19 protein-coding genes are annotated in these 19,350 nt (G+C 71.3%); 7 read left to right on the forward strand and 12 right to left on the reverse strand.

The window, feature by feature from the left end; all coding sequences use genetic code 11:
* Window positions 1–997: 997 nt before the first annotated feature.
* From ABZV00_RS27735 to ABZV00_RS27745, 3 genes are all read left to right on the forward strand, one after another.
* The gene (locus ABZV00_RS27735; RefSeq protein WP_355611377.1) at window positions 998–1,339 is read left to right on the forward strand and encodes a hypothetical protein; all 342 of its coding nucleotides are present in this window, start codon (window positions 998–1,000) and stop codon (window positions 1,337–1,339) included.
* Window positions 1,336–1,995 (forward strand): nucleotidyl transferase AbiEii/AbiGii toxin family protein, encoded by a 660-nt coding sequence (locus ABZV00_RS27740; RefSeq protein ID WP_355611213.1) that lies wholly within the window; start codon window positions 1,336–1,338, stop codon window positions 1,993–1,995. The genes ABZV00_RS27735 and ABZV00_RS27740 overlap by 4 nt, the downstream gene beginning before the upstream one ends.
* 162 nt (window positions 1,996–2,157) lie before the next feature.
* Complete coding sequence (locus ABZV00_RS27745; protein WP_355611215.1) at window positions 2,158–3,948, forward strand: 5'-nucleotidase C-terminal domain-containing protein; 1,791 nt, start codon at window positions 2,158–2,160, stop codon at window positions 3,946–3,948.
* Between the two features lie 78 nt (window positions 3,949–4,026).
* Here the strand turns inward: ABZV00_RS27745 and ABZV00_RS27750 are convergent, their stop codons facing one another.
* Both ABZV00_RS27750 and ABZV00_RS27755 read right to left on the reverse strand, forming a co-directional pair.
* The gene (locus tag ABZV00_RS27750) at window positions 4,027–4,206 is read right to left on the reverse strand and encodes a hypothetical protein (protein ID WP_328416529.1); all 180 of its coding nucleotides are present in this window, start codon (window positions 4,204–4,206) and stop codon (window positions 4,027–4,029) included.
* A 173-nt stretch (window positions 4,207–4,379) separates the two neighbouring features.
* Window positions 4,380–5,534 (reverse strand): geranylgeranyl reductase family protein, encoded by a 1,155-nt coding sequence (locus ABZV00_RS27755; RefSeq protein ID WP_355611218.1) that lies wholly within the window; start codon window positions 5,532–5,534, stop codon window positions 4,380–4,382.
* Window positions 5,535–5,690: 156 nt separating this feature from the next.
* Here ABZV00_RS27755 and ABZV00_RS27760 point away from each other — a divergent pair, with 156 nt between their 5' ends.
* On the forward strand, window positions 5,691–5,927 hold the full coding sequence (locus ABZV00_RS27760; RefSeq protein WP_355611221.1) for a hypothetical protein: 237 nt from the start codon (window positions 5,691–5,693) through the stop codon (window positions 5,925–5,927).
* 55 nt (window positions 5,928–5,982) lie between these two features.
* The gene (locus ABZV00_RS27765; protein WP_355611224.1) at window positions 5,983–7,455 is read left to right on the forward strand and encodes an MFS transporter; all 1,473 of its coding nucleotides are present in this window, start codon (window positions 5,983–5,985) and stop codon (window positions 7,453–7,455) included.
* 113 nt (window positions 7,456–7,568) lie between these two features.
* Here the strand turns inward: ABZV00_RS27765 and ABZV00_RS27770 are convergent, their stop codons facing one another.
* The 4 genes from ABZV00_RS27770 to ABZV00_RS27785 form a co-directional block, all read right to left on the reverse strand.
* On the reverse strand, window positions 7,569–8,153 hold the full coding sequence (locus ABZV00_RS27770; protein WP_355611227.1) for a hypothetical protein: 585 nt from the start codon (window positions 8,151–8,153) through the stop codon (window positions 7,569–7,571).
* A gap of 813 nt (window positions 8,154–8,966) precedes the next feature.
* Window positions 8,967–9,464: a hypothetical protein gene (locus tag ABZV00_RS27775; protein ID WP_355611230.1), complete on the reverse strand. Its 498-nt coding sequence runs from the start codon at window positions 9,462–9,464 to the stop codon at window positions 8,967–8,969.
* Window positions 9,465–9,612: 148 nt separating this feature from the next.
* Window positions 9,613–11,400, reverse strand: coding sequence for a DUF4012 domain-containing protein (locus ABZV00_RS27780; RefSeq protein WP_355611233.1), 1,788 nt, complete (start codon window positions 11,398–11,400; stop codon window positions 9,613–9,615).
* Between the two features lie 99 nt (window positions 11,401–11,499).
* Window positions 11,500–12,747, reverse strand: coding sequence for a glycosyltransferase family 4 protein (locus ABZV00_RS27785; protein WP_355611236.1), 1,248 nt, complete (start codon window positions 12,745–12,747; stop codon window positions 11,500–11,502).
* A 168-nt stretch (window positions 12,748–12,915) separates the two neighbouring features.
* Here ABZV00_RS27785 and ABZV00_RS27790 point away from each other — a divergent pair, with 168 nt between their 5' ends.
* Window positions 12,916–13,470: a low molecular weight phosphatase family protein gene (locus ABZV00_RS27790; protein ID WP_355611239.1), complete on the forward strand. Its 555-nt coding sequence runs from the start codon at window positions 12,916–12,918 to the stop codon at window positions 13,468–13,470.
* On the opposite strand, the gene ABZV00_RS27795 is transcribed toward ABZV00_RS27790, so the two are convergent.
* Window positions 13,451–14,911, reverse strand: a complete 1,461-nt coding sequence (locus ABZV00_RS27795; protein WP_355611242.1) for a polysaccharide biosynthesis tyrosine autokinase — start codon at window positions 14,909–14,911, stop codon at window positions 13,451–13,453. The two genes, ABZV00_RS27790 and ABZV00_RS27795, sit on opposite strands and share 20 nt — an antisense overlap.
* Before the next feature lie 337 nt (window positions 14,912–15,248).
* Between ABZV00_RS27795 and nhaA the strand changes: the two genes are divergently transcribed.
* Window positions 15,249–16,619: a Na+/H+ antiporter NhaA gene (gene nhaA / locus ABZV00_RS27800; RefSeq protein ID WP_355611245.1), complete on the forward strand. Its 1,371-nt coding sequence runs from the start codon at window positions 15,249–15,251 to the stop codon at window positions 16,617–16,619.
* Between the two features lie 24 nt (window positions 16,620–16,643).
* Here the strand turns inward: nhaA and ABZV00_RS27805 are convergent, their stop codons facing one another.
* The 5 genes from ABZV00_RS27805 to egtD form a co-directional block, all read right to left on the reverse strand.
* On the reverse strand, window positions 16,644–16,841 hold the full coding sequence (locus ABZV00_RS27805) for a hypothetical protein (RefSeq protein ID WP_328416511.1): 198 nt from the start codon (window positions 16,839–16,841) through the stop codon (window positions 16,644–16,646).
* Entirely contained in the window at window positions 16,838–17,170 is a 333-nt protein-coding gene (locus ABZV00_RS27810; RefSeq protein ID WP_355611248.1) for a hypothetical protein, read from the reverse strand. The genes ABZV00_RS27805 and ABZV00_RS27810 overlap by 4 nt, the downstream gene beginning before the upstream one ends.
* Window positions 17,167–17,529, reverse strand: coding sequence for a DUF1622 domain-containing protein (locus tag ABZV00_RS27815; RefSeq protein ID WP_328416508.1), 363 nt, complete (start codon window positions 17,527–17,529; stop codon window positions 17,167–17,169). The genes ABZV00_RS27810 and ABZV00_RS27815 overlap by 4 nt, the downstream gene beginning before the upstream one ends.
* A gap of 42 nt (window positions 17,530–17,571) precedes the next feature.
* Window positions 17,572–18,159, reverse strand: coding sequence for a TMEM165/GDT1 family protein (locus tag ABZV00_RS27820; protein ID WP_328426614.1), 588 nt, complete (start codon window positions 18,157–18,159; stop codon window positions 17,572–17,574).
* A 215-nt stretch (window positions 18,160–18,374) separates the two neighbouring features.
* Window positions 18,375–19,340, reverse strand: a complete 966-nt coding sequence (gene egtD / locus ABZV00_RS27825) for an L-histidine N(alpha)-methyltransferase (RefSeq protein ID WP_355611251.1) — start codon at window positions 19,338–19,340, stop codon at window positions 18,375–18,377.
* Between the last annotated feature and the right edge of the window lie 10 nt (window positions 19,341–19,350).

Below are 19,350 nucleotides of genomic sequence, written 5' to 3' on the forward strand. Positions count from 1 at the left end.
GTTCATGGGGGTAGCTCCTTCACGGGGGTAAACACCCAGCCGACCGGGGGATCGGCGTTACCGGGTGCGAGCACCTCGTCCGGCGCTAACAACAACAAGGGGGAAAGTCTTTTCGGCGGCCTACGGGCGGGGGCTCGTGGCGCCGGGTCTGTGTGTAACGACCGCCGGGCCGACATCATTCCGGGCCTGGCCCATCCGCCGGCACCCAGTGGAGCGGGGCGCGGGGGCGGTCGTTCAGGGGATCTGCAACGACCGGCGGGCCGAGGTCATTCCGGCATTGGCACCGGGTCGAGCGGGTGCCTGGTGCGGTCGTTCAGGGGATCTGTAACGACCGGGCTTGGCCTGGCATTCCAACCTCGGGGGGTGGGGCGGCGGGCCGTGGTACTGCGATCGTCAGGGTATGTAACGACCCCGGGCCGGCCCCCATTCCGGCCGACGGGTGCAGCCAGTCACACACCAGAGACCCCCGATACCGGACATTCGACGCCCGGACCGCCCACCCGCTCCCGGCGTCAGCCGACATTCGACGCGCTCGACAACCGCTCCCGTCCCCGCCGGACATTCGATGCGCTCGGCCGTCGCCCCCGGCGCCAGACGCGGCCGGCTTGCCATGGTCAACTCCAGGTCACCGACGTGGGGGCATCACCGCGTCGGGATGCCGCGACATCGCCGACACCGGGTCGATCACCCCGAAACCTCGCGAACCGGCCCGGGGTCGACAACACCGGTGATACCTCACAGGCATATTGATGCCTCACAGGTATCACGCCAACAACAGCGACCGACCGGGAGACGACGGCTCGGGCTGGGACCGCGGCCGGCCAGCGACCGGGACAGACACGGACGGGACCCCGCCCCACCTACGAAACCGGCACGGCGGGCCAACGACCCGGACGCCCCGCCCGAACCGCGCCATACCGCACTCAACAGCGTCAACAGAGACGAAGGCGGGAACGGCGTGAGCGACACCAGCATCAGCGGGCGTTACCCTGACACCATGCAGGCCGTCTCCCCCACCGCGACCGGCGTGGCCTTCCTGGCCCGCCCGGGTCGCCCTGCCATGGTGGCGCGGACGCTCGCTGAGCTGCACGGCCCCACCCGGGGCGTGGTGGAGCTGCCGGTACGGCTGATGTGGAACGCCGAGCGCACCTTCGACCTCGGCGACCCCGACCAGCTTCTCTGGATGTACGAGAACGTGCTGCGAGAGACCACCCGCGCCGAAGACCTGCGCGTCCTGATCAATGGGCGGACGCTGCGGCGGGTGTGGCGGCTGCTCAACCTGCCCCGGGGTGTACGCCAGGCGTGGGAGAGCCGGCACCGCGGCCTGCGGGCGGCGTGATCTCCCCGCACCTGCATGAGTTCTACCGGGAGGTTGCCCGGGTGGCGCTGGCCGCGGCCGGGCCGTACCGATTCGTGCTGGGCGGCGGCGTGGCCTGGGCCGCGCACGGCCTGGTCGCCCGTCCCACCGAGGACGTGGACCTCTTCGCCGACGTGGAAGGTGCCGCGGCGGCGGCCTCTGCGGGGGTACGCGTGGCGCTGGAGCGAGCCGGGTTCATCGTCACTGACGCCGACCCGGACAGTGATCTGGGCGAACTGTTCGACGGGTACGACCGGGACATGAAGGACTTCGTGGTGAGCCGGGACGGGCGGCAGATCCGGCTCAGCCTGGCCCGGCTCGACCGGCAGCAGAGCCCGGTGGTGATGGACCTCGGCCCGGTGATGGACGTCCGCGACCTGGTGGCCAACAAGATCGCGGCGCTGGTCAACCGGCGGGAGGTTCGTGACTTCATCGACGTGGCGGCGGCCCTGGAGCACTACGACGTGACCGAGCTGCTGGAGTTGGCCCGGCAGGTCGACCCCGTGTTGGATCCGGCGGACGTGCGGGCCGCGGGGCGTTACCTGGACCGGCTGCCCGACGCGCGTTTCGGGCGCTACGGCCTGGGCCCCACCGACGTCGCCCGGGTCCGGCAGCGCCTCGCCGCCTGGCCACGCTGACCGGGCCGCCGGGTCGACCGTGGCCTGGATTCGGCCCGCCTACCCACGATGGCTGCCGAGACGGGTGGAAACCGGCGGGGCTGGCGTGGCGGGAGTGACGGCTGCTGGTTATGGTGCGCGAGGCGCCCATGAGGCGCGTCCACCCCCATGGAAAGGCATGTCATGACCTCTCCCTCCGGCCCGTCGCGTCGCCAGGTGCTCGCCGCCGCGGCCGCGGCGGCGACCGCCCCGCTGATCGCCGCCGCGCCTGCGCAGGCGGCCGGCCCGGCCCGGTCACGTACCTGGGACCTCACCCTCCTGGGCACGTCGGACACCCACGGCAACGTCTACAACTGGGACTACTACCGCGACGCCGAGTACGACGACAGCCGGCAGAACGACATCGGCGTGGCGAAGCTGGCCACCCTCATCAACCAGATCCGCCGGGAGCGGCGTGGCAAGGCAACGCTGGTGCTGGACGCCGGCGACACCATCCAGGGCACGCCGCTCGCCACGTACTACGCCAAGCAGGAGCCGATCACGACCACCGGGGAGAAGCACCCGATGGCCCGGGCGATGAACATCATCGACTACGACGCGGTAACGCTGGGCAACCACGAGTTCAACTACGGCCTGCCGCTGCTGGACCTGTGGATCCGCCAGCTCGGCTTCCCGGCGCTGGCCGCCAACGCGGTCAACGCGAAGACCGGCAAGCCGGCCTTCCTGCCGTACGTCATCAAGAAGGTCTCCCTCGGTTTCGCCGCGCCGACGCTCCGGGTCGGCATCCTGGGGCTGACCAACCCCGGCAGCGCCATCTGGGACAAGGGCAACGTCGAGGGCAGGCTGCGGTTCGACGACATGATCGCCACCGCGGCGAAGTACGTACCGATCATGCGGGCCCGGGGCGCGGACATCGTGCTGATCTCCGCGCATGGCGGCGACAGCGGCACCTCCAGCTACGGCCCGGAGCTGCCCAACGAGAACCCCACCGCGCTGATCGCCCAGCAGGTGCCGGGGATCGACGCGATCCTCTTCGGTCACGCCCACAACGAGGTCGTGGAGAAGTTCGTCACCAACGAGCGGACCGGCGCGCAGGTGCTGCTCTCCGAGCCGTCGAAGTGGGGCCAGCGGCTCACGCGGATGGACTTCACCCTCGCGCGTGAGCGCGGCCGGTGGACGATCACCAAGAAGGCCGCCACCATGCTGAACACCAACACGGTGGTGGAGGACCCGAAGGTGCTCGCCGCCGTGCGGGGCCAGCACCAGAAGACGGTGGCGTACGTCAACCAGGTCGTGGCACAGGCCACGGTCGGGATGTCCACGGTGGAGTCGCGGTACAAGGACACCCCGATCCTGGACTTCATCAACCACGTTCAGGCCGAGACGGTCACCACCGCGCTAGCAGGCACGCCGTACGCCAGCCTCCCGGTGCTGTCACAGGCCTCGCCGTTCAGCCGCACGGCGGTCTTCCCTGCCGGTGACGTGAAGATCCGCGACGTCGCCGGGTTGTACGTCTTCGACAACACCCTCGAGGCGGTCGTGCTCAGCGGCGCCGAGGTACGCGCGTACCTGGAGTATTCGGCGAAGTACTTCCGCACCCTCGCGCCGGGTGCACCGGTCGACCTGGAGCAGATCAGCGACTCGACGGTGCCGGACTACAACTACGACGTGATCTCCGGCCTGGACTACGACATCGACATCTCCAAGCCGGTGGGCCAGCGGATCACCCGACTGGTGCTGCCCGGCACCGACACCCCGGTCGGGGACAACGCGCAGTTCGTGGTGGCGGTGAACAACTACCGGCGCAGCGGCGGCGGCAACTTCCCCGGCATCGTGAAGACCCAGGTCTACAACGCGCAGCAGGAGATCCGCCAGCTGCTCATCGACTGGGCGCAGGCCAGGGGGACGATCGACCCGGCCGACTTCTTCCAGCCCAACTGGCGGCTGGTACGCGCGGGCGTGCCGGTCTTCTGATCGAGGAGTACCGGTTTGCGGACCGGTACTGATTGCAGCGGGCCGCGGGTGGTGACACTCGCGGCCCGTTTCGCGTTCTCAGCCAGCGTGGCGCAGGTTCCAGTGGACCATGTCGTCGAACGGGTCGGGCTGATCACTGCGCGAATCGCTCTCGGTCAGCTCCACCCGCTGGTCGGGGCGGACGGCCGGCGGGAGCTCCCCGAACCGTACGTGGCGCAGGAACGCGTACTCGTCATCGGTGAACGGCTGCTCGGCCATCAGCACCCCCTCTGCTCCCCCGTCATTGTCCAGCGTTCGGAGCGCTTTCCACCAGCAGTCCGGTCGGCGCGATCTGTGCGCCATTCGGGTACGGGCGGTCACACCGCGTAGGGCATCCTAGGATCCTGGATTAATGGCAAGGGCGGGGAGGTCGGCAGGTCAGCGTCGGCAGGTCACGGGCTGGCCGGAGCGCGCTGCCGGCGAGGGGCGGGCAGCCGACCCAGCACCGCGAGCGCCGCCCGGATCGGCCGACGTCCCAGCATCTCGTCGAAGCTCGCTCGGCCCTGACAGAACTGGACGAACATCCGCCACCCCGGCGGGGTCGCCAACAGGGCGTGGAACATCTCCGGGCGGCGGGTGAACAGGTCGAGCAGCCGGTACCCCGCCCGCATCGACGGCACCAGGCGCTCGGCCACCGCCCGCTCGTACCCGGCCAGGTCGCCGTCAGCGACCGCCGCGCCGGCCAGCTCGCCGGAGCGCAGCGCGTAGCTGATGCCCTCCCGGCTCCACGGCTCCAGCAGCCCGGCCGCGTCCCCCACAACCAGCACCCGGCCGTGCCGCAACGGCGAATCCTCGCTGCGGCAGCGGGTCAGGTGACCGGAGTCGTGCTCCGCTGGCAGGTCGGTCAGGCCCAACCGGTCGACGAACCGCCGCAGGTAGTCGCGGGTCCCCTCCCCCGCGCCCCGGCCAGCGATCACGCCGACGGTCAACCGGTCGCCCTTGGGAAAGACCCACGCATAGGAGCCCGGCATCGCACCCCAGTCCAGCAGCAGTCGCCCCCGCCAGCGCTCCTGCTCGGCGGGCGGCACCGGCACCTCCAGTTCCAACCCCAGGTCCACCTGCTGGTACTGGACCCCCACGTGCCGAGCGGTCACGCCCGAGGAGCCGTCCGCGCCGATCACCGCGCGGGCAGCGAGCGTCGTACCGTCGGCCAGCCGCAGGCGTACCCCCTCTGGATCCTGTTCGATGGCGCGGACCGCGACCCGCTCACGCATCTGCGCGCCTGCGGCGACCGCCGCCGCGCGGAGCCGGTCGTCGAACTCCTCGCGGCGCACCATCGTCACCACCGGGCTGTCGTTGCGGCGGGTGAACTCCCGGCGGCCGTCGCGGGTGAACGTCACCTGGTCCACCCGGTCGTGCGCGGGCACCTCGATCCGGTCCCGCACGGCTGCCAGCGAGGTGCCGATCAGGCCACCGCCGCAGGTCTTGTACCGCGGGTGCGCGGCCCGCTCGACAACCAGGGTGCGGACGCCGGCGCGGGCAGCGGTGTGTGCCGCGGAGAGCCCGGCGGGGCCGGCGCCGACGACGACGAGATCCCAGACGATCACGGATGCAGCCTATGGCACCCCCGCCCGCCGACCCCGCCACGGCACCGTTCGAGGACCGCGCCGACCGCCCGATCGGGTGGGCATCTTCGGTCACGCAGGGGGTATCCGACGCGGCGCAACCGTCTGCGCAGAGGCGGACGAGCGAAGGAGGAGATCATGCCGCAGGTGCAACTGTCGGAGATCGAGCAACGGGTGTACCAGGCGGTCACCGCGCTCGAGGCGCGCGGGCAGGTACCGTACCCGGACCTGATCGCCGAGGAGTCCGGGCTGACCGATGAGCAGCTGCAGACCACGCTGCATCTGCTCACCGAGAAGGGCCTGCTGCACCGCGAGGATTCGCCGATGGCGGGCCTCGACTTCGGTCCACGGTTCTGCGCCCGCCAGATGGCGTGACCCGAGGAACCACCCGCGACGATTCGTCCCCCGCCGACCGGGGTAGCGGTCAGCAATGCATGATCGACGGTCAACGGGGAGCCCGATGAGTGCGGCCCAGACGCCGCAGCCCCTCGACGCGGCGGAGAACCGGCGACGCTGGCAGGCCGTCGGCGTCGGGCTGGTCGCCGCATTCATGACGCTGCTCGACGTGAGCATCGTCAACGTCGCGGTGCCGTCCATCGACCGCGCGCTGCACGCCTCCCCGAGCGACCTGCAGTGGGTCCTGTCGGGGTACGCGCTCACCTTCGGGCTGGCGCTGGTGCCGGCCGGCCGCTTCGGTGACGCCCGTGGCCGGCGCAACGCATTCGTCTTCGGCATCGTGCTGTTCACCGTCACCAGCGCACTCGCCGGCCTGGCCACCTCCCCGACCTGGCTGGTCCTCGCCCGACTGCTCCAGGGCGCCGCCGCCGGCGTGGTGAACCCCCAGGTGATCGGGCTGATCCAGCAGCTGTTCCGGGGGCCGGAACGGGCCCGCCCGTTCGGGCTGCTCGGCGCCACGATCGGTATCTCCACCGCCGTCGGCCCGCTGATCGGCGGACTGCTCATCGCCATCGGCGGCGAGGAACACGGGTGGCGGTGGGTCTTCTTCGTCAACGTGCCGGTCGGCATCGTGGCGGCGATCCTCGGCTGGCGGCTGCTGCCCGGCCGCCCCGAAGGGCAACCGGACCGGCGCCGGCTCGACCCGATCGGCGTGCTGCTGCTCGGCGTGGGCGTGGTGCTCATCCTGCTGCCGCTGGTACAGGAGCAGCAGTGGCGGACCCCGTGGAAGTGGGCACTCATTCCGGCCGGTCTCGCTGTGCTGGTCGCCTTCGGGCTCTGGGAGCGGTGGTACGCGCGGCACCGCGAACCGCTGTTCGACCTGCGGCTGTTCAACTTCCAGTCGTACACCCTGGGGTCGCTCATCGCGCTGGTCTACTTCGGTGGCTTCACCGCGATCTTCTTCATCTTCACCCTGTTCCTGCAGAACGGCCTCGGCTACAGCGCGCTCGTCGCCGGTCTGGCCATCACTCCGTTCGCCCTGGGCTCAGCCGCGGCCTCCGTGTTGGGCGGACGGATCGTCAACCGTTTCGGCCGGCCACTGGTCGCCATCGGGCTGCTCGCCGTGGTGATCGGGTTGGCGGGAACGGTGGTCGCGCTGCGCCTCGCGCCGGACGCCCCAGCGCCGTGGGTCACCGCCGGCCCGCTGCTCGTCGCCGGCCTCGGCAGCGGGCTGGTGATCGCCCCCAACCAGACGCTCACCCTCGCCCAGGTGCCGGTACACCAGGCGGGCAGCGGCGCCGGCATGCTCCAGACCGGTCAGCGGATCGGCGCCGCGGCCGGCATCGCCGCCGTCGGCTCGATGTTCTTCTCCGAGCTGGCCGACAGCCGAGGCAACTGGACCATGGCCTTCGAACAGTCACTCACGCTGGCCGCCGGGATCATCGGGCTCGCGCTGATCGCCGCGCTGATCGACATCTTGCGCACTCGCAACCACACCAGGAACTGACAACCCCAGGGGTACGCCGCCAGCGACGACACGTCGGGGCGTGAACATGCCGCTGGCCGGCACCCCAGATTCCGGGTGCCGGCCAGGTCGGTGTCACGGGGTTGTGCGGTGGGTCAGCTGTTCCAGTGCTCGCCGACGAAGTCCGCGGCCTGCTTCTCCCACTGGGCGTAGGCGTCCGGGTAGGCCGACACCTGCACGGTCTGCGCGGCGTCGGTCAGCGGCATGTCCTGCCACCCGTCAACCTGCTTCAATCCCTTCAGGAACGCGGTGGTCGAGTACTCAGGATCGGTGATCTGCTCCGGCGTACCCCAACCCGAACTCGGCCGCTGCTGGAACAGGCCCAGCGAGTCGTGATCGTTCATGTCGCCGAGGTGGCCGAGGTTCTCCAGCTTCGACTCCTGCAGACTCGTCGCGATCGAGATGACCGCCGCCCGCTCCGGCAGACCAGCCTTCTTCGTCGCCGCGATGATCGCCTTGGCATTGGCGGTCTGCTCGTCGTTCAAATCGATGCGCGACTGCTCGCCCTGAACACCGTGCGGGATCAGCTTGCTCGCATCGGGCTTGTCGGCCTGCACCGCAACGGCGACGGGCTTGCCGTCGACGGGGTTGGCGACGTGGGCGATCGGGCCGGCGAAGATGCCACCGGCGAAGGCCAGACCAGCAACGGACAGCACGCTCTTACGCATGATCGTGTTCATGGGGGTAGCTCCTTCACGGGGGTAGACACCCGGCCGATGGGGGTCGGCATGCGGGTGCGAGCACCTCGTCCGGCGCTATCAACAACAAGTCTTTCGGCGGCCCACGGGCGGGGGCTCGTGGCGCCGGGTCCATGTGTAACGACCGCCGGGCCGGGGTCATTCCGGGTTGGCCCGTCCGTCGGCACCCCGTCGAGCGGGTGCTGGTGCGGTCGTTCGGGGATCTGTAACGACCGGGCTTGGCCTGGCATTCCAACCCGTTGGGTCGGGGCGGCGGGCCGATGGTGCTGCGATCGTCAGGGTATGTAACGACCCCGGGCCGGCCCCCATTCCACCGCACGGGTGCAGCCGGTCACAGGCCACGGATCCCTATACCGGACATACCTCCGGGCGTCGCGGCGTCAGACCGGGCGGTGGCGGGATCGACTCGGTATCCCCGACATTGGGGCATCCCGACGCCAGGACACCGCAACGTCGTCGACACCGAGTCGATCAGGGCGCGGGCTGGGCCAGGGTCGACAAGCGGCGTGATACCTACCAGGCATATTGATGCCTCACAGGTCTCACGCCCAGGACAGCGACCGTCCACAGCGCGGGCCAGCATGCCCGGAACGGACAACGATCACCGACAGGGTCGGCTTGCCCCACCGAACGCGGAGACCAGGACGCCGTACGGCCGGACCGACCACCACGGGGCCGTCGAACGAGCGCCGCGCGCACGAACACCAGGGCGCAGAAGGGCTGGCGCCCCGTCGGAGTGCTCCGACGGGCGCCAGCCTGAGGTGAGATCCGGGCACTGCCCGGTCACGGTGCCGATCAGTGCGCGGCCCCGCCGAAGCGCTGGCGGCGACGCCAGGCCAGCGTCAGCAGCAGCATGACCGCGCCGGCGCCGATAAGGCCACCGCCGAGCTTCATGGGCGTGCCGATGCTGTCACCCGTGACGGGCAGCGGCTGCTTCTTGTGCAGCACCCGCAGCTCGGTGCTGGCGGACCGGTCGGACTCCCGGCCGGTGGCGGTGACGGTCAGCAGACCCGTCACCGACGGCTTGTAGCTCTTGGTGAACCGGCCCTGGCCATTGGTGTACGCCGTGAAGTTCAGCGGCGCGCTCGCCTGGGACGCCACCGGGGCCATGGCCACGGTGCTGCCGTCGCTGCGGCGGGCCGGCGCCTGGCCGGCTGCCGGGGCGGCCAGCGGCGTGACCGACACGAGGATTTCGACGGTCTCGTTCCGACCGAAGCCGGTGCCGGTCAGCACGACCGTCTGGCCCAGGAAGATCGTCGGCCGGTTGACGGTCAGCGACGGGGGCGCGGGCACGTACGGCGGCGGCTGAGGCGTGTCCGTCGTCGTCGGCTGCGGCTGCGGCTGCGGCTACGCCGCCCGCGCCGCGGTCGGCACGGCCACCACGGCCAAGCCGACCGTGAGCGCCATGATGATGCGGGATTGCCGCATGATTGGTTCCCTACTACTGGTCACAGCTTGATGCGGAATGAACTTGGGTGGTCCACGGGCTGGCGGTGGGGGTCAGCCACAGCTCGGCCTGTCCGACGCCGGTCTTGGCGGTCAACAGGGTGACCTCCAACGTTCGTTCGGCGCCGGGGCTCGCCTCGACGTTGGCCGTGGCGACCTGGCGGCGCCGTTCGGTACCGCTGCCCATTGCGATCTCCGTGCCGTCGAGCCGAGCGTCGAGCACACTCCCGCCCGCTGGGCTGAAGATCGACACCAGCGTGCGCATGGTATACGGGTCCCCCGCCATGCCGAGGCCGAGGACCGACTCACTGAGTCCGGACTTCGGCGCCGTCGAACGCAGAGTCACCCGCAGCCGGAGCTCGCGGCGGCCGTCGGGCTGGCATTCGCCCACCGTCAGGTTCGCCGTCGGCCGCAGGTAGTAGCCGAGCTTCGCGCCGCTGCCGTCGTTGAGGAACACGCCGACCGTCGGCACGGTGTCCTGTTCCGGAAGCGTCCCGGCCATCCGGCTGTCGCCGATTGTCCGTTGTTCCTCCGGTCGGGCACTCCAGAACAACATCCGGCGTTCCGTGATAGCACGGTCGAATGCGGACAACAACACCTTTGGGTTGACATTCTCCTTAAAGGAGGCATCAAACACCGCGGCAGAGGACGCCGCGAAGAACGCGTCCTGCTGCCGGACGTCCAATCGCTGGTAGGTCTCGTTGAGCAGGGTCTGCACGACCTTCTCGCTGGCCAGCGGGACGCCACCGGGCACCAGCACCGGGCCGGTCGCCTTGAGCAGGTAGGACAGCACCACCGGGTCGACGGCGAGCACACCGTCGACCGTGGTGCCGGTCTTGCGGCGGAACATCTCCCGGTACAGCGTAGCGGCGGTCGGGAAGTGCGGGGTCAGATTGACATCGGCGGGATAGATGCCGGGCAGGTCGGTCCAGAGGGCCCGGGTCTCGGCGGGCAGCTTCAGGGGCGGGTTGAACTGGCCCAGGGAAGCGCTGCTGCCCTGCTTGCCCATCCGGACCTGGCCCTTGTCGGCCTCGATCATCGCGTACGCCCCGAACATGCCGCCGGTGGCGCGGAGCTCGGCCGGGTTCTGCGAGACCAGCAGGTACCGCCGCGGGCCGTTCGCGCCGAGCAACGGCGGCAGCAGCCGGGCGCCCTGGTCGGCGGCCGAGGTGAGACTGGCCAGTCGGTCGATCTCGCCACGCAGGTCGGTCAGCGCCTGCCGGATCTGGTTGACCAGCCGGTCGGCGGGCACCGCGGCCAGGTCACTGCGGGTGCGCTGCACCGCGTCGTCCACCTGGGACAGCTCGCCGGAGACTGCGGTGAGTCGGGCCAGGTCCAGCCGACCCCCGGTGGGCACCAGGCTGGTCAGGTCCGTCCGCAGCAGCGTCGGGAACGTCTGTCGGGCCAGCTCGTCGATGGCCACGGCGATCCGCCGGACGGCGTCAACGTCATCGCCGGCGATCGGGGTACGCCGAGCGAGCCGCCAGCCCGGGTCAGCGGTTGCGGCCCGGGCCGCGCCGGACTGCTCCTGGAGGGCGGCGAGGGTCCGCAGGGCACGATCGGTGTCCCCGCCGACCACCTGGGCGCTCAACTCCCGGGCCAGGCCGGCGGCGTTGAGCAGGTGGGCTCGCGCCTGCCAGCCGCGGAAGCCGATCCACCCGCCGGTCGCCAGCAGCAGCGAGCCGACCACCAGGGCGCCAAGGAGGGCGCGGCGCAGTCGGGCTCGCCGGCGGCGCCGTGACCGGCTTCGCCGCCGGCGCGGTCGTTCGCTCTCCTCCGTCATACCACACTCCGTTCCCGGAACCGGACAGAAGGTCCGATATCCCCTGACGTTCTTAGCACACGTCAGCGAAGCTCGTACCGTTATGGCATTTATTGTCCGTTACGCGAGGTTGCCTCGCGGATCGGCGACGGGCTCAGGGACCCGACCCGCTGCCTCGTGCAGCAGCCGCTCGATCCGGTCCACCCCGGCTGGCAACGACATCTCCCGCAGGTACGCCTCCCGACCCCGGCGCCCCATCTCGGCGCGCGCCGGCGGGGGGATGGTGGCGGCCAACCAGAACCGGTCGGCCAGCGCGGCCCAGTCCTCCGGCGGGCAGGACAGCCCGGCCCGGGCCCGCTCGACCAACTCGGCGGTGTCCCCGCCGGCCGAGGCCACCACCGGTGCGGCGCAGGAGAGCGCGGCCTGCAACTTGCCGGGCACCATGCCGCGCAGCTCTGGCAGGTCGCGCAGCATGACCAGCTGGTAGTCGGCGGCGGCATACAGCTCGGGCATGTCGACCGGGGACCGCCGCTCCATGAAGCGGACGTTCTCCGCGCCCAACTCGGCGGCGAGCCCCCGCACCCGCCGCTCCTCCGCGCCCGAGCCGACCAGGACCAGTTCCATCGTCCGGTCCAGCGCCGCGGCGGCCCGTACCGCCGTGTCCAGCCCCTGCCGGGCACCGATGGTGCCGGCGTGCATCACCACGCACCGGCCGTCGCGGCGAACCAACTGGCGGGCCGCCGCGCCCGGCGTCGCCGGGTGGAAGATCCGCTCGTCGGTCCAGTTCAGTACCAGCCGGACGCGGGCCGGGTCAGCGCCAGCGGCGACCACCAGGTCCCGCATCGACGGCGCGGCGACGGCAACCCGTGCGGCGGACCGGTAGATCCGGGTCATCGCGGTACTCATCCGCGCCGCCCAGCGCCCGTCGCCCGCCTCGTCAGCGCCGTCGCGCGCCCAGACATCCTGCACGTGCAGCACCGCTGGCACCCGCCGGAGCAGCCGGAGCACGCCGGCGGCGGCGAACGTGGTGGCCGGCAGTTGGAAGACGTAGAGCGCGTCCACGTCGCCCAGGTACCGGCGCGCAGCCAGCGTCGCGCTGCCGGCGAAGGACAGGTAGCTGGCCATCCGGACGCCGGCGGCCCCGGGGCGGCCGGAGTACCGCGGCACCCGCCGGACAGTCAGCCGCTCACTGTGCGTCTGGTGGTGCCAGCGCTGCCGCCAGCCGGGATAGACGTGGCCGCCGGGGTAGTCCGGGAATCCGGTGAGCACCCGAACCTCGTGCCCGCGTGCGGCCAACTCCTCGGCGAGGCTGCCGGGGATGAACGCCGGCTCGGGCGGAAAGTGGTACGACAGGATGCCGATCTTCACCGGGTCACCGCCATCCGCCGCGGATCGGCGTCCGTCGGCGCGGCACCACGACCGGCGGGCACCCGGCCCGCGTACGATGCCGACAACCCCTCCCTGCGCGGCCACCGGCGTCGACGCACCGCCCTCGCGGTGTGGCCGTCCGCGTCCGCACCGACGAGAGGGGTACGGATGGCCGACCGCGTGCTGTTCGTCTGCCACGCCAACCTGTGCCGATCGCCGATGGCCGAGTACCTGGCCCGCCGGCTGCTCGCCGATCGGCCGGTCATCGTGGCCAGCGCCGGCACCGACGCGATGGACGGGTTGGCCATGCACCCGTACGCCATGGAGGTCGCGGCCGAGAGCGGCGCGGACCCGGCGGATTTCCGCACCCGGGGGCTGCGCCCCGAGTACCTGGCCGACGCGACGCTGGTGCTGACCGCGACCCGGCGCCAGCGCTCGGTCTGCACCGCGCTGGCGCCGGCCGCGCTGCACCGGACGTTCACCCTGCGGCAGTTCGGCCGGCTGGCGGCAGCGGCCGAGCCGCCCACCGAGCCGGCGGACGACCCGCTGCGGGCCGCGATCGCCGCCGCCGCCGACGCCCGGGGGCGGCTGCAACCCGCCGCCCCGGACGCGGACGACCTACGGGACCCGATCGGCGGCACCGCCGCCGACTTCCGACGCTGCGCCGAGGAGATCGAACGTTCGCTGCGACCCCTCGCCGCGCTCATCGGGGCAACCGGCTGAGTTCCTGGGTGCGGTCGGTGACGCCGTTGACCCCGGTGTTCTCGGCGTGCCGGGCGGACGTGGCCCGGTCGGTCGGCACCGACGGCGTCGCCGTGGAGGCGACGACCCGGTAGGCCTCGTACTGGTACGCCTCGGCCTTGGCCACCTTGGCCATGTTCAGCACACAGCCGAGCAGCCGGACCGAGACCGAGTGCAGCGAGCGGGCCGCCGCGGCCACCTGGGTCCGCGAGGTGCGGCCCTGCTGGGTGACCAGGAGGGCACCGTCGGCCTGCACCGCCACCACCACACCGTCGGTCACCGCGAGCAGCGGCGCGGTGTCGATGATCACGATGTCCGTCGACTCGCGCAGCGCCAACAGCAGGTCCGCCATCGCCTTGGAGCCGAGCAGTTCGCTCGGGTTCGGCGGGGCGGAGCCGCTCGGCAGCACCAGCAGCGACTTGTCCCCCCAGCGCTGCACGACGTCGCCCACCTGGACGTCGCCGACCAGCACGTCGGTGAGACCGACCCCGGCGTCCATGCCCAGGTACTCGTCGACCTTGGGACGACGCAGGTCCGCGTCGACCAGCAGGACCCGCCAGCCCGCCTCGGCCAGCGCGATCGCCAGGTTGCAGGAGAGCGTGGTCTTGCCCTCGCCCTGCAACGCGCTGGTCACGGCGATGACCCGGGCCGGCTCGTGCACGTCCACGAAGCGCAGGTTGGTGCGCAGCTTGCGGACCGCCTCGGCGCGCGCCGAGGTTGCGGCGTCGCCGATGATCAGCGGCGCCGAGCGGGCATTGCTCTCGAACGGGATCTCACCGAGCAGCGGGCTGCCGGTGGCCCTCTGCAGACCGGCGGCGTCGCGCAGCCGGACGTCGGCCACGCCCCGCAGGATCGCCAGTCCGACGCCCAGCATCAGGCCGATCAGGCCGCCGAGAGTGAGGTTCTGCACCGGCTGCGGCGAGACAGGGCTGGCGCTGACCCGGGGACCGCTGACCACCTCGATCTTGATCGGCGCCTTGCCCTCGGGCGGTGTCTCGACCTTCTGGACGAGCTCGACGAACTTCAAGGCGAGGGTCTCCGTCACCCGCAACGCCCGGGTCTGGTCGGTGTCGGTGACCGACGCGCGCAGCAGTACGGTGCCGGCCTCGGTGGAGGTGCTGACCCTGCGCTGCACCTCGTCCGCGGTGAGCCCGACCGGGTTCTCCGCCACCACGCTCTGCGCCAGGCGGTCGCTGCTGAGCAGGTCGGCGTACGACTTGACGCGCTGCTGAAGGAAGAGCCCACCCTGGTAGGCGTCGGTGACGCCCTGGTTGGGGGTGGTGGCGAAGAAGGTCACCGAGGCGACGTACCGGGGTTGGGCCCGTACGGTCAGGAATGCCGACACGCCCAGGGCCACCATGACCGTGAGCAGCGCGACCCACCAGTGCCGACGCACGTGACGCAATTGGCGGAGCAGGTCCATCAGGTGCGCCTCCGTGCCGGTCCGGTTACGCCAAAGAACTTCACGAAAACCCCCAAGGTCGTCTGCAAACTCGTGAAACCATTAAACCGGCTCATACGGCTTATGTCCGGAGTTATGTGTTTTCAGCGGCGACAAGTGCGCCCGAATGACCAACCCGACAAACGTCCAATCGGCAGCGGTGACATCGGGGGAAAGTCGGCGGCCGATCGGGCGGCGTTCCATCGCCCCTGAGTTCGCCGTGACCGGCGAGCCCGGATAGGGTCGGCAACGGTGTGCCGGGAAGTCTGGTCGGCGAGTGGATTCCTGCCGTCCCGACAGCCCGAGGTGAGCCCCACAGATGACCGACCGCACCCCGCCCCCCAACCGGTCGCGGCCGGCGGCGGCCCGGCTCTTCTCGCGATCGTCGTGGCCCGAGGCCCGGCACCTGGCCGACGTGCTGCGCACCGAGACGGTCGGTGGCGCCCTGTTGCTACTCGGCGCCGTACTGGCGCTGACCTGGGCGAACTCCCCCTGGGCCGACTCGTACACCCGGCTCGGCCAGTGGCAGCCCTGGCCCGGCGGCGCGCGCTGGCATCTCGACCTGGACCTGGCCACCTGGGCCGCGGACGGGCTGCTGGCCATCTTCTTCTTCGTAGTGGGTCTGGAGCTCAAGCGGGAGTTCGTCGCCGGTGAACTGCGTGACCCGCGGCGTGCCGCGCTGCCGGTGGTGGCCGCCCTCGGCGGGATGCTGGTGCCCGCGCTGATCTACGTAGCGGTCGTCCTGACGGCGGGCGGGGAAGGGCTGCGCGGCTGGGCGATCCCGACCGCCACCGACATCGCCTTCGCGCTGGCCGTGCTCGCGGTGGTCAGCTCACACCTGCCCCAGGGCCTGCGTGCCTTCCTTCTTACCCTCGCTGTGGTCGACGACCTGTTCGCGATCACCATCATCGCGGTCTTCTACACCGCCGACTTCCACCCCGTACCGCTGGTGGCCGCGCTGGCGCCGATCGGACTCTTCGCGCTGCTGGTACAGCGCGGGCGTAGCTGGTGGTGGGCGCTGATCCCACTCGCGGTCGCCGCCTGGGCCCTGGTGCACGCCTCCGGCGTGCACGCCACGGTGGCCGGCGTCCTGCTCGGCTTCACGGTGCCGGTGCTGACCACCCGTCGTCGGGCGGGTGCCGCCCAGACCGACGGCCGCCCGCCGGCCAACGGGGATACCGGTGGACTCGCCGCGCACCTGGAGCACCGCTGGCGACCCGTGTCGGCCGGCTTCGCGGTGCCGATCTTCGCCCTGTTCGCCGCCGGGGTTACCCTGCGCGGCACCGACCTGGGCGCCCTGGTGACCAACCCGGTGGTGATCGCCATCGTCGCCGGCCTGGTGCTCGGCAAGAGCATCGGCATCTTCGGGTCGACCTACCTGCTGGCCCGGTTCACCCGCGCTGAACTGGACGAGGACATCACCTGGTCCGATCTGCTCGGGATCGCCCTGCTGGCCGGCGTCGGGTTCACCGTGTCGCTCCTCATCGGCGACCTGGCGTTCGGCGTCGGCAGCACGGCCGACGACCGGGTCAAGGCCGCCGTGCTGGCCGGTTCGGTGATCTCCGCCGGACTGGCCGCCACGGTGCTGGCCCGCCGCAACGCCGCGTACCGCCGGGTGGCGGAGCGCGAGCGGCTAGACGCCGACGGCGACGGCGTGCCCGACGTCTACCAGCGGAAGGGCGACGGCTGACCGGGACCCGGCCGCGCTGGCCAGTCAGCGGCCGCGTTCGACGGGCCGGCGCTCCTCGGTCTCCTCGGACAGCGCCTCGGCCGCCGGTTCGGTGAGGTCGTCGCCGGGCACCGCCACCTCCTCGGCCTGATCCTGCTCGTCGGGCTTGCCGCCGGGCTGCGGCTCGGGAGCGGTGGCACCGCCGGCGAAGCCGTACTCGTTCGGTTCGTCGTGCCTGCTCATGTGGTCGTCCTCCCGCGTGCACCGGTTTCGCCTCGTACCGCCAACGGTAGGTGGTGATCGTCCCTGGCGAGGGGCGGTCCGGATTGTCGACGCGACCACGGTGGCGCGGCGCCCAGCGCCGCCCAGAGCAGCTGGCGCAGCGCGATGATCGCCGCCGCGCCGGCCAGGTCGGTCCAGCCCGGGCCGCCCGCGAGCCGGAGCACGCCGGCCGCGGTCAGCAGGTCCAACAGCACCCGGATGGCGGTCCGGCCGGCCCCGGTGCTCAGCACGGTGACCACACCGGCGACGAGGGCCAGCGCGGTGACTGCCGTGACCAGCACGCCGATCATGTCCGGTGCTCAGCCTCGGCCACCTGACGCTGCTCCTGACGGATCTCCCGGCCCAGGAAGTAGTTCAGCGCCGTCCGGATCGTGGCGATCGCGGCCAGCTGGCCGATCTGGTCGAACGACGGGGACACCGCGGTCCGCAGCACGTCGGCCGCCAGCTGGAACTCCAGACCGAGGGTCAGGAACCGGCCCAGGGTGAGCCGGATCGGGGTGAAGACAGCGGCGGTGCGGTGTCGCAGCCCCTCGACCACGAACCGCACCGCCGCCCAGACCGCACCGACGAAGATCACTACGGCACCGGCGACCTCCACCACGGCGACCAGCACCGCATCGCCGTGGCGCAGCAGTTCCGCCGGTTCCACCCGGAGCCGTTACCCGCCAACGAGGCGGGTAGTCGGCGGCGCTCAGGTCAGCTCGCTCACCGCCTCCAGGATCAACCAGAGGCCGGAGATGGCGAAGAGCACCGCGGCGCCGTACTTGATGGCCTTCTCCGGCAGCCGGCGGCCGAGCAGCCGGCCGACCAGGATGGCCAGCGCGTCCGCGGCCACCATGCCGACGGTAGAGCCGAGCCAGGTGCCGAACCAGCCGTACTGGGTGGCCAGGGTGATCGTGGCGAGCATCGTCTTGTCACCCAGCTCGGCCAGGAAGAACGCCACCGACACCGCGACGATCGCGGTCTTGTTGGTCTTCTCGGCCTTGCGCTTCTCCTCGTCGGTGAGCTTGTCCCCGCGCAGCGTCCACGCGCCGAAGCCGAGGAACGCCAGGCCGGCCACCAGGGAGATCCAGTCGGTGGGCAGCACAGCGCCGAGCCCTGTGCCGATGGCGACCGATGCCAAGTGCACCACCGCCGTGGCGATGGTGATGCCGATCAGCACCGGCATCGTCCGGAACCGGGTGGCGAAGGTCAGCGCCATCAGCTGGCTCTTGTCCCCCAGCTCGGCGACGAAGATGACACCGAAGCTGATGACCAGCGCGGCGAAGAAACCCTCCATGACGTCCTTCCCGTTCACGCCGGGAGGAGGAAAAGAGGCGCCCTCGACCCGGCCACGACAGCCTGAGTCGAAGGTCTCGCCCGCCCCGGAGACCGGGGCCGCGTGGCCGGGTGCGGAACGCACCAGTATGTCGACCACGACATTGGGGGCTACTCCCCTTCGCGCGACCAGCCTAACCGATCATCGGTGGGGCCAGCCGGGGTGGGTGAACAGCCTCACCGCGCCTGGGCCAGCGTGACCCCGAACAGCCCGTCCGGGTCGGTCCAGAACTCCGTCGCGGTGAAGCCCGCCACGGCCAACTCGGCGGCGATCCCCGCCGGGCGGAACTTCGCCGACACCTCCGTGCGCAGCTCCTCCCCCGCGGCGAACTCCACGGTCAGGTCCAGCACCCGGACCCGCAACGGCCGGGTCGCCCGCAGCCGCATCTCGATCCACTCGTGGTCCGGGTCCCAGCGGGCGACGTGGTCGAACGCCTCCGGGTCGAAATCGGCGCCCAACTCCCGGTTGATCACATGCAGCACGTTCCGGTTGAACTCCGCCGTCACCCCGGCCGCATCGTCGTACGCGGGCACGAGCACCGACGGGTCCTTCACCAGGTCGGTGCCGAGCAGCAGCCAGTCGCCCGCCTCCAGCGCGGCGCGCATCTCGGCCAGGAACTCGGCCCGCTCGGCCGGCAGGAGATTGCCGATGGTGCCGCCGAGGAACACCACCAGCCGGCGGCCCCCGGTGGGCAGCCGGTCCAGCTGCCGGGTGAAGTCCCCGACGATGCCCCGGACCCGTAGCCCCGGATAGTCGGCGGCGATCTGCGCGGTGGACCCCAGCAGCGCACTGACCGACACGTCGAGCGGAACGAACGTGCCCAACCCGCCCTGACGGGTGAAGGCGTCCAGCAGCAGACGGGTCTTCTCCGACGAGCCGGAGCCCAGCTCGATGAGGGTCTTGGCCCCGGTGAGCGCCGCGATGTCGGGCGCGTGCTCGGCCAGCACGGCCCGCTCGGCCCGGGTCGGGTAGTACTCGGGCAGCCGGGTGATCGCCTCGAACAGTTCGCTGCCCCGGGCGTCGTAGAACCACTTCGGTGGAAGCCACTTCTCGTCGGCGCTCAGCCCAGCCCGAACGTCCTGCCGCAGGCCCCGCTCCAGGTCCTGCTCCTCGAGGTAGATCTCCAGCGGCTCCGCGGTCATCGGTGTTTCC

This window comes from Micromonospora sp. NPDC005173 (assembly GCF_040608515.1).
In the GTDB taxonomy this organism is placed as follows: Bacteria; Actinomycetota; Actinomycetes; order Mycobacteriales; family Micromonosporaceae; genus Micromonospora.

Coding starts and splice junctions, on each gene's coding strand:
- egtD (WP_355611251.1), bottom strand. CDS start 19,340: ATGACCGCGGAGCCGCTGGAGATCTACCTCGAGGAGCAGGACCTGGAG.
- nhaA (WP_355611245.1), top strand. CDS start 15,249: ATGACCGACCGCACCCCGCCCCCCAACCGGTCGCGGCCGGCGGCGGCC.
- ABZV00_RS27765 (WP_355611224.1), top strand. CDS start 5,983: ATGCATGATCGACGGTCAACGGGGAGCCCGATGAGTGCGGCCCAGACG.
- ABZV00_RS27745 (WP_355611215.1), top strand. CDS start 2,158: ATGACCTCTCCCTCCGGCCCGTCGCGTCGCCAGGTGCTCGCCGCCGCG.
- ABZV00_RS27735 (WP_355611377.1), top strand. CDS start 998: ATGCAGGCCGTCTCCCCCACCGCGACCGGCGTGGCCTTCCTGGCCCGC.
- ABZV00_RS27770 (WP_355611227.1), bottom strand. CDS start 8,153: ATGAACACGATCATGCGTAAGAGCGTGCTGTCCGTTGCTGGTCTGGCC.
- ABZV00_RS27780 (WP_355611233.1), bottom strand. CDS start 11,400: ATGACGGAGGAGAGCGAACGACCGCGCCGGCGGCGAAGCCGGTCACGG.
- ABZV00_RS27810 (WP_355611248.1), bottom strand. CDS start 17,170: ATGATCGGCGTGCTGGTCACGGCAGTCACCGCGCTGGCCCTCGTCGCC.
- ABZV00_RS27790 (WP_355611239.1), top strand. CDS start 12,916: ATGGCCGACCGCGTGCTGTTCGTCTGCCACGCCAACCTGTGCCGATCG.
- ABZV00_RS27760 (WP_355611221.1), top strand. CDS start 5,691: ATGCCGCAGGTGCAACTGTCGGAGATCGAGCAACGGGTGTACCAGGCG.
- ABZV00_RS27805 (WP_328416511.1), bottom strand. CDS start 16,841: ATGAGCAGGCACGACGAACCGAACGAGTACGGCTTCGCCGGCGGTGCC.
- ABZV00_RS27820 (WP_328426614.1), bottom strand. CDS start 18,159: ATGGAGGGTTTCTTCGCCGCGCTGGTCATCAGCTTCGGTGTCATCTTC.
- ABZV00_RS27750 (WP_328416529.1), bottom strand. CDS start 4,206: ATGGCCGAGCAGCCGTTCACCGATGACGAGTACGCGTTCCTGCGCCAC.
- ABZV00_RS27795 (WP_355611242.1), bottom strand. CDS start 14,911: ATGGACCTGCTCCGCCAATTGCGTCACGTGCGTCGGCACTGGTGGGTC.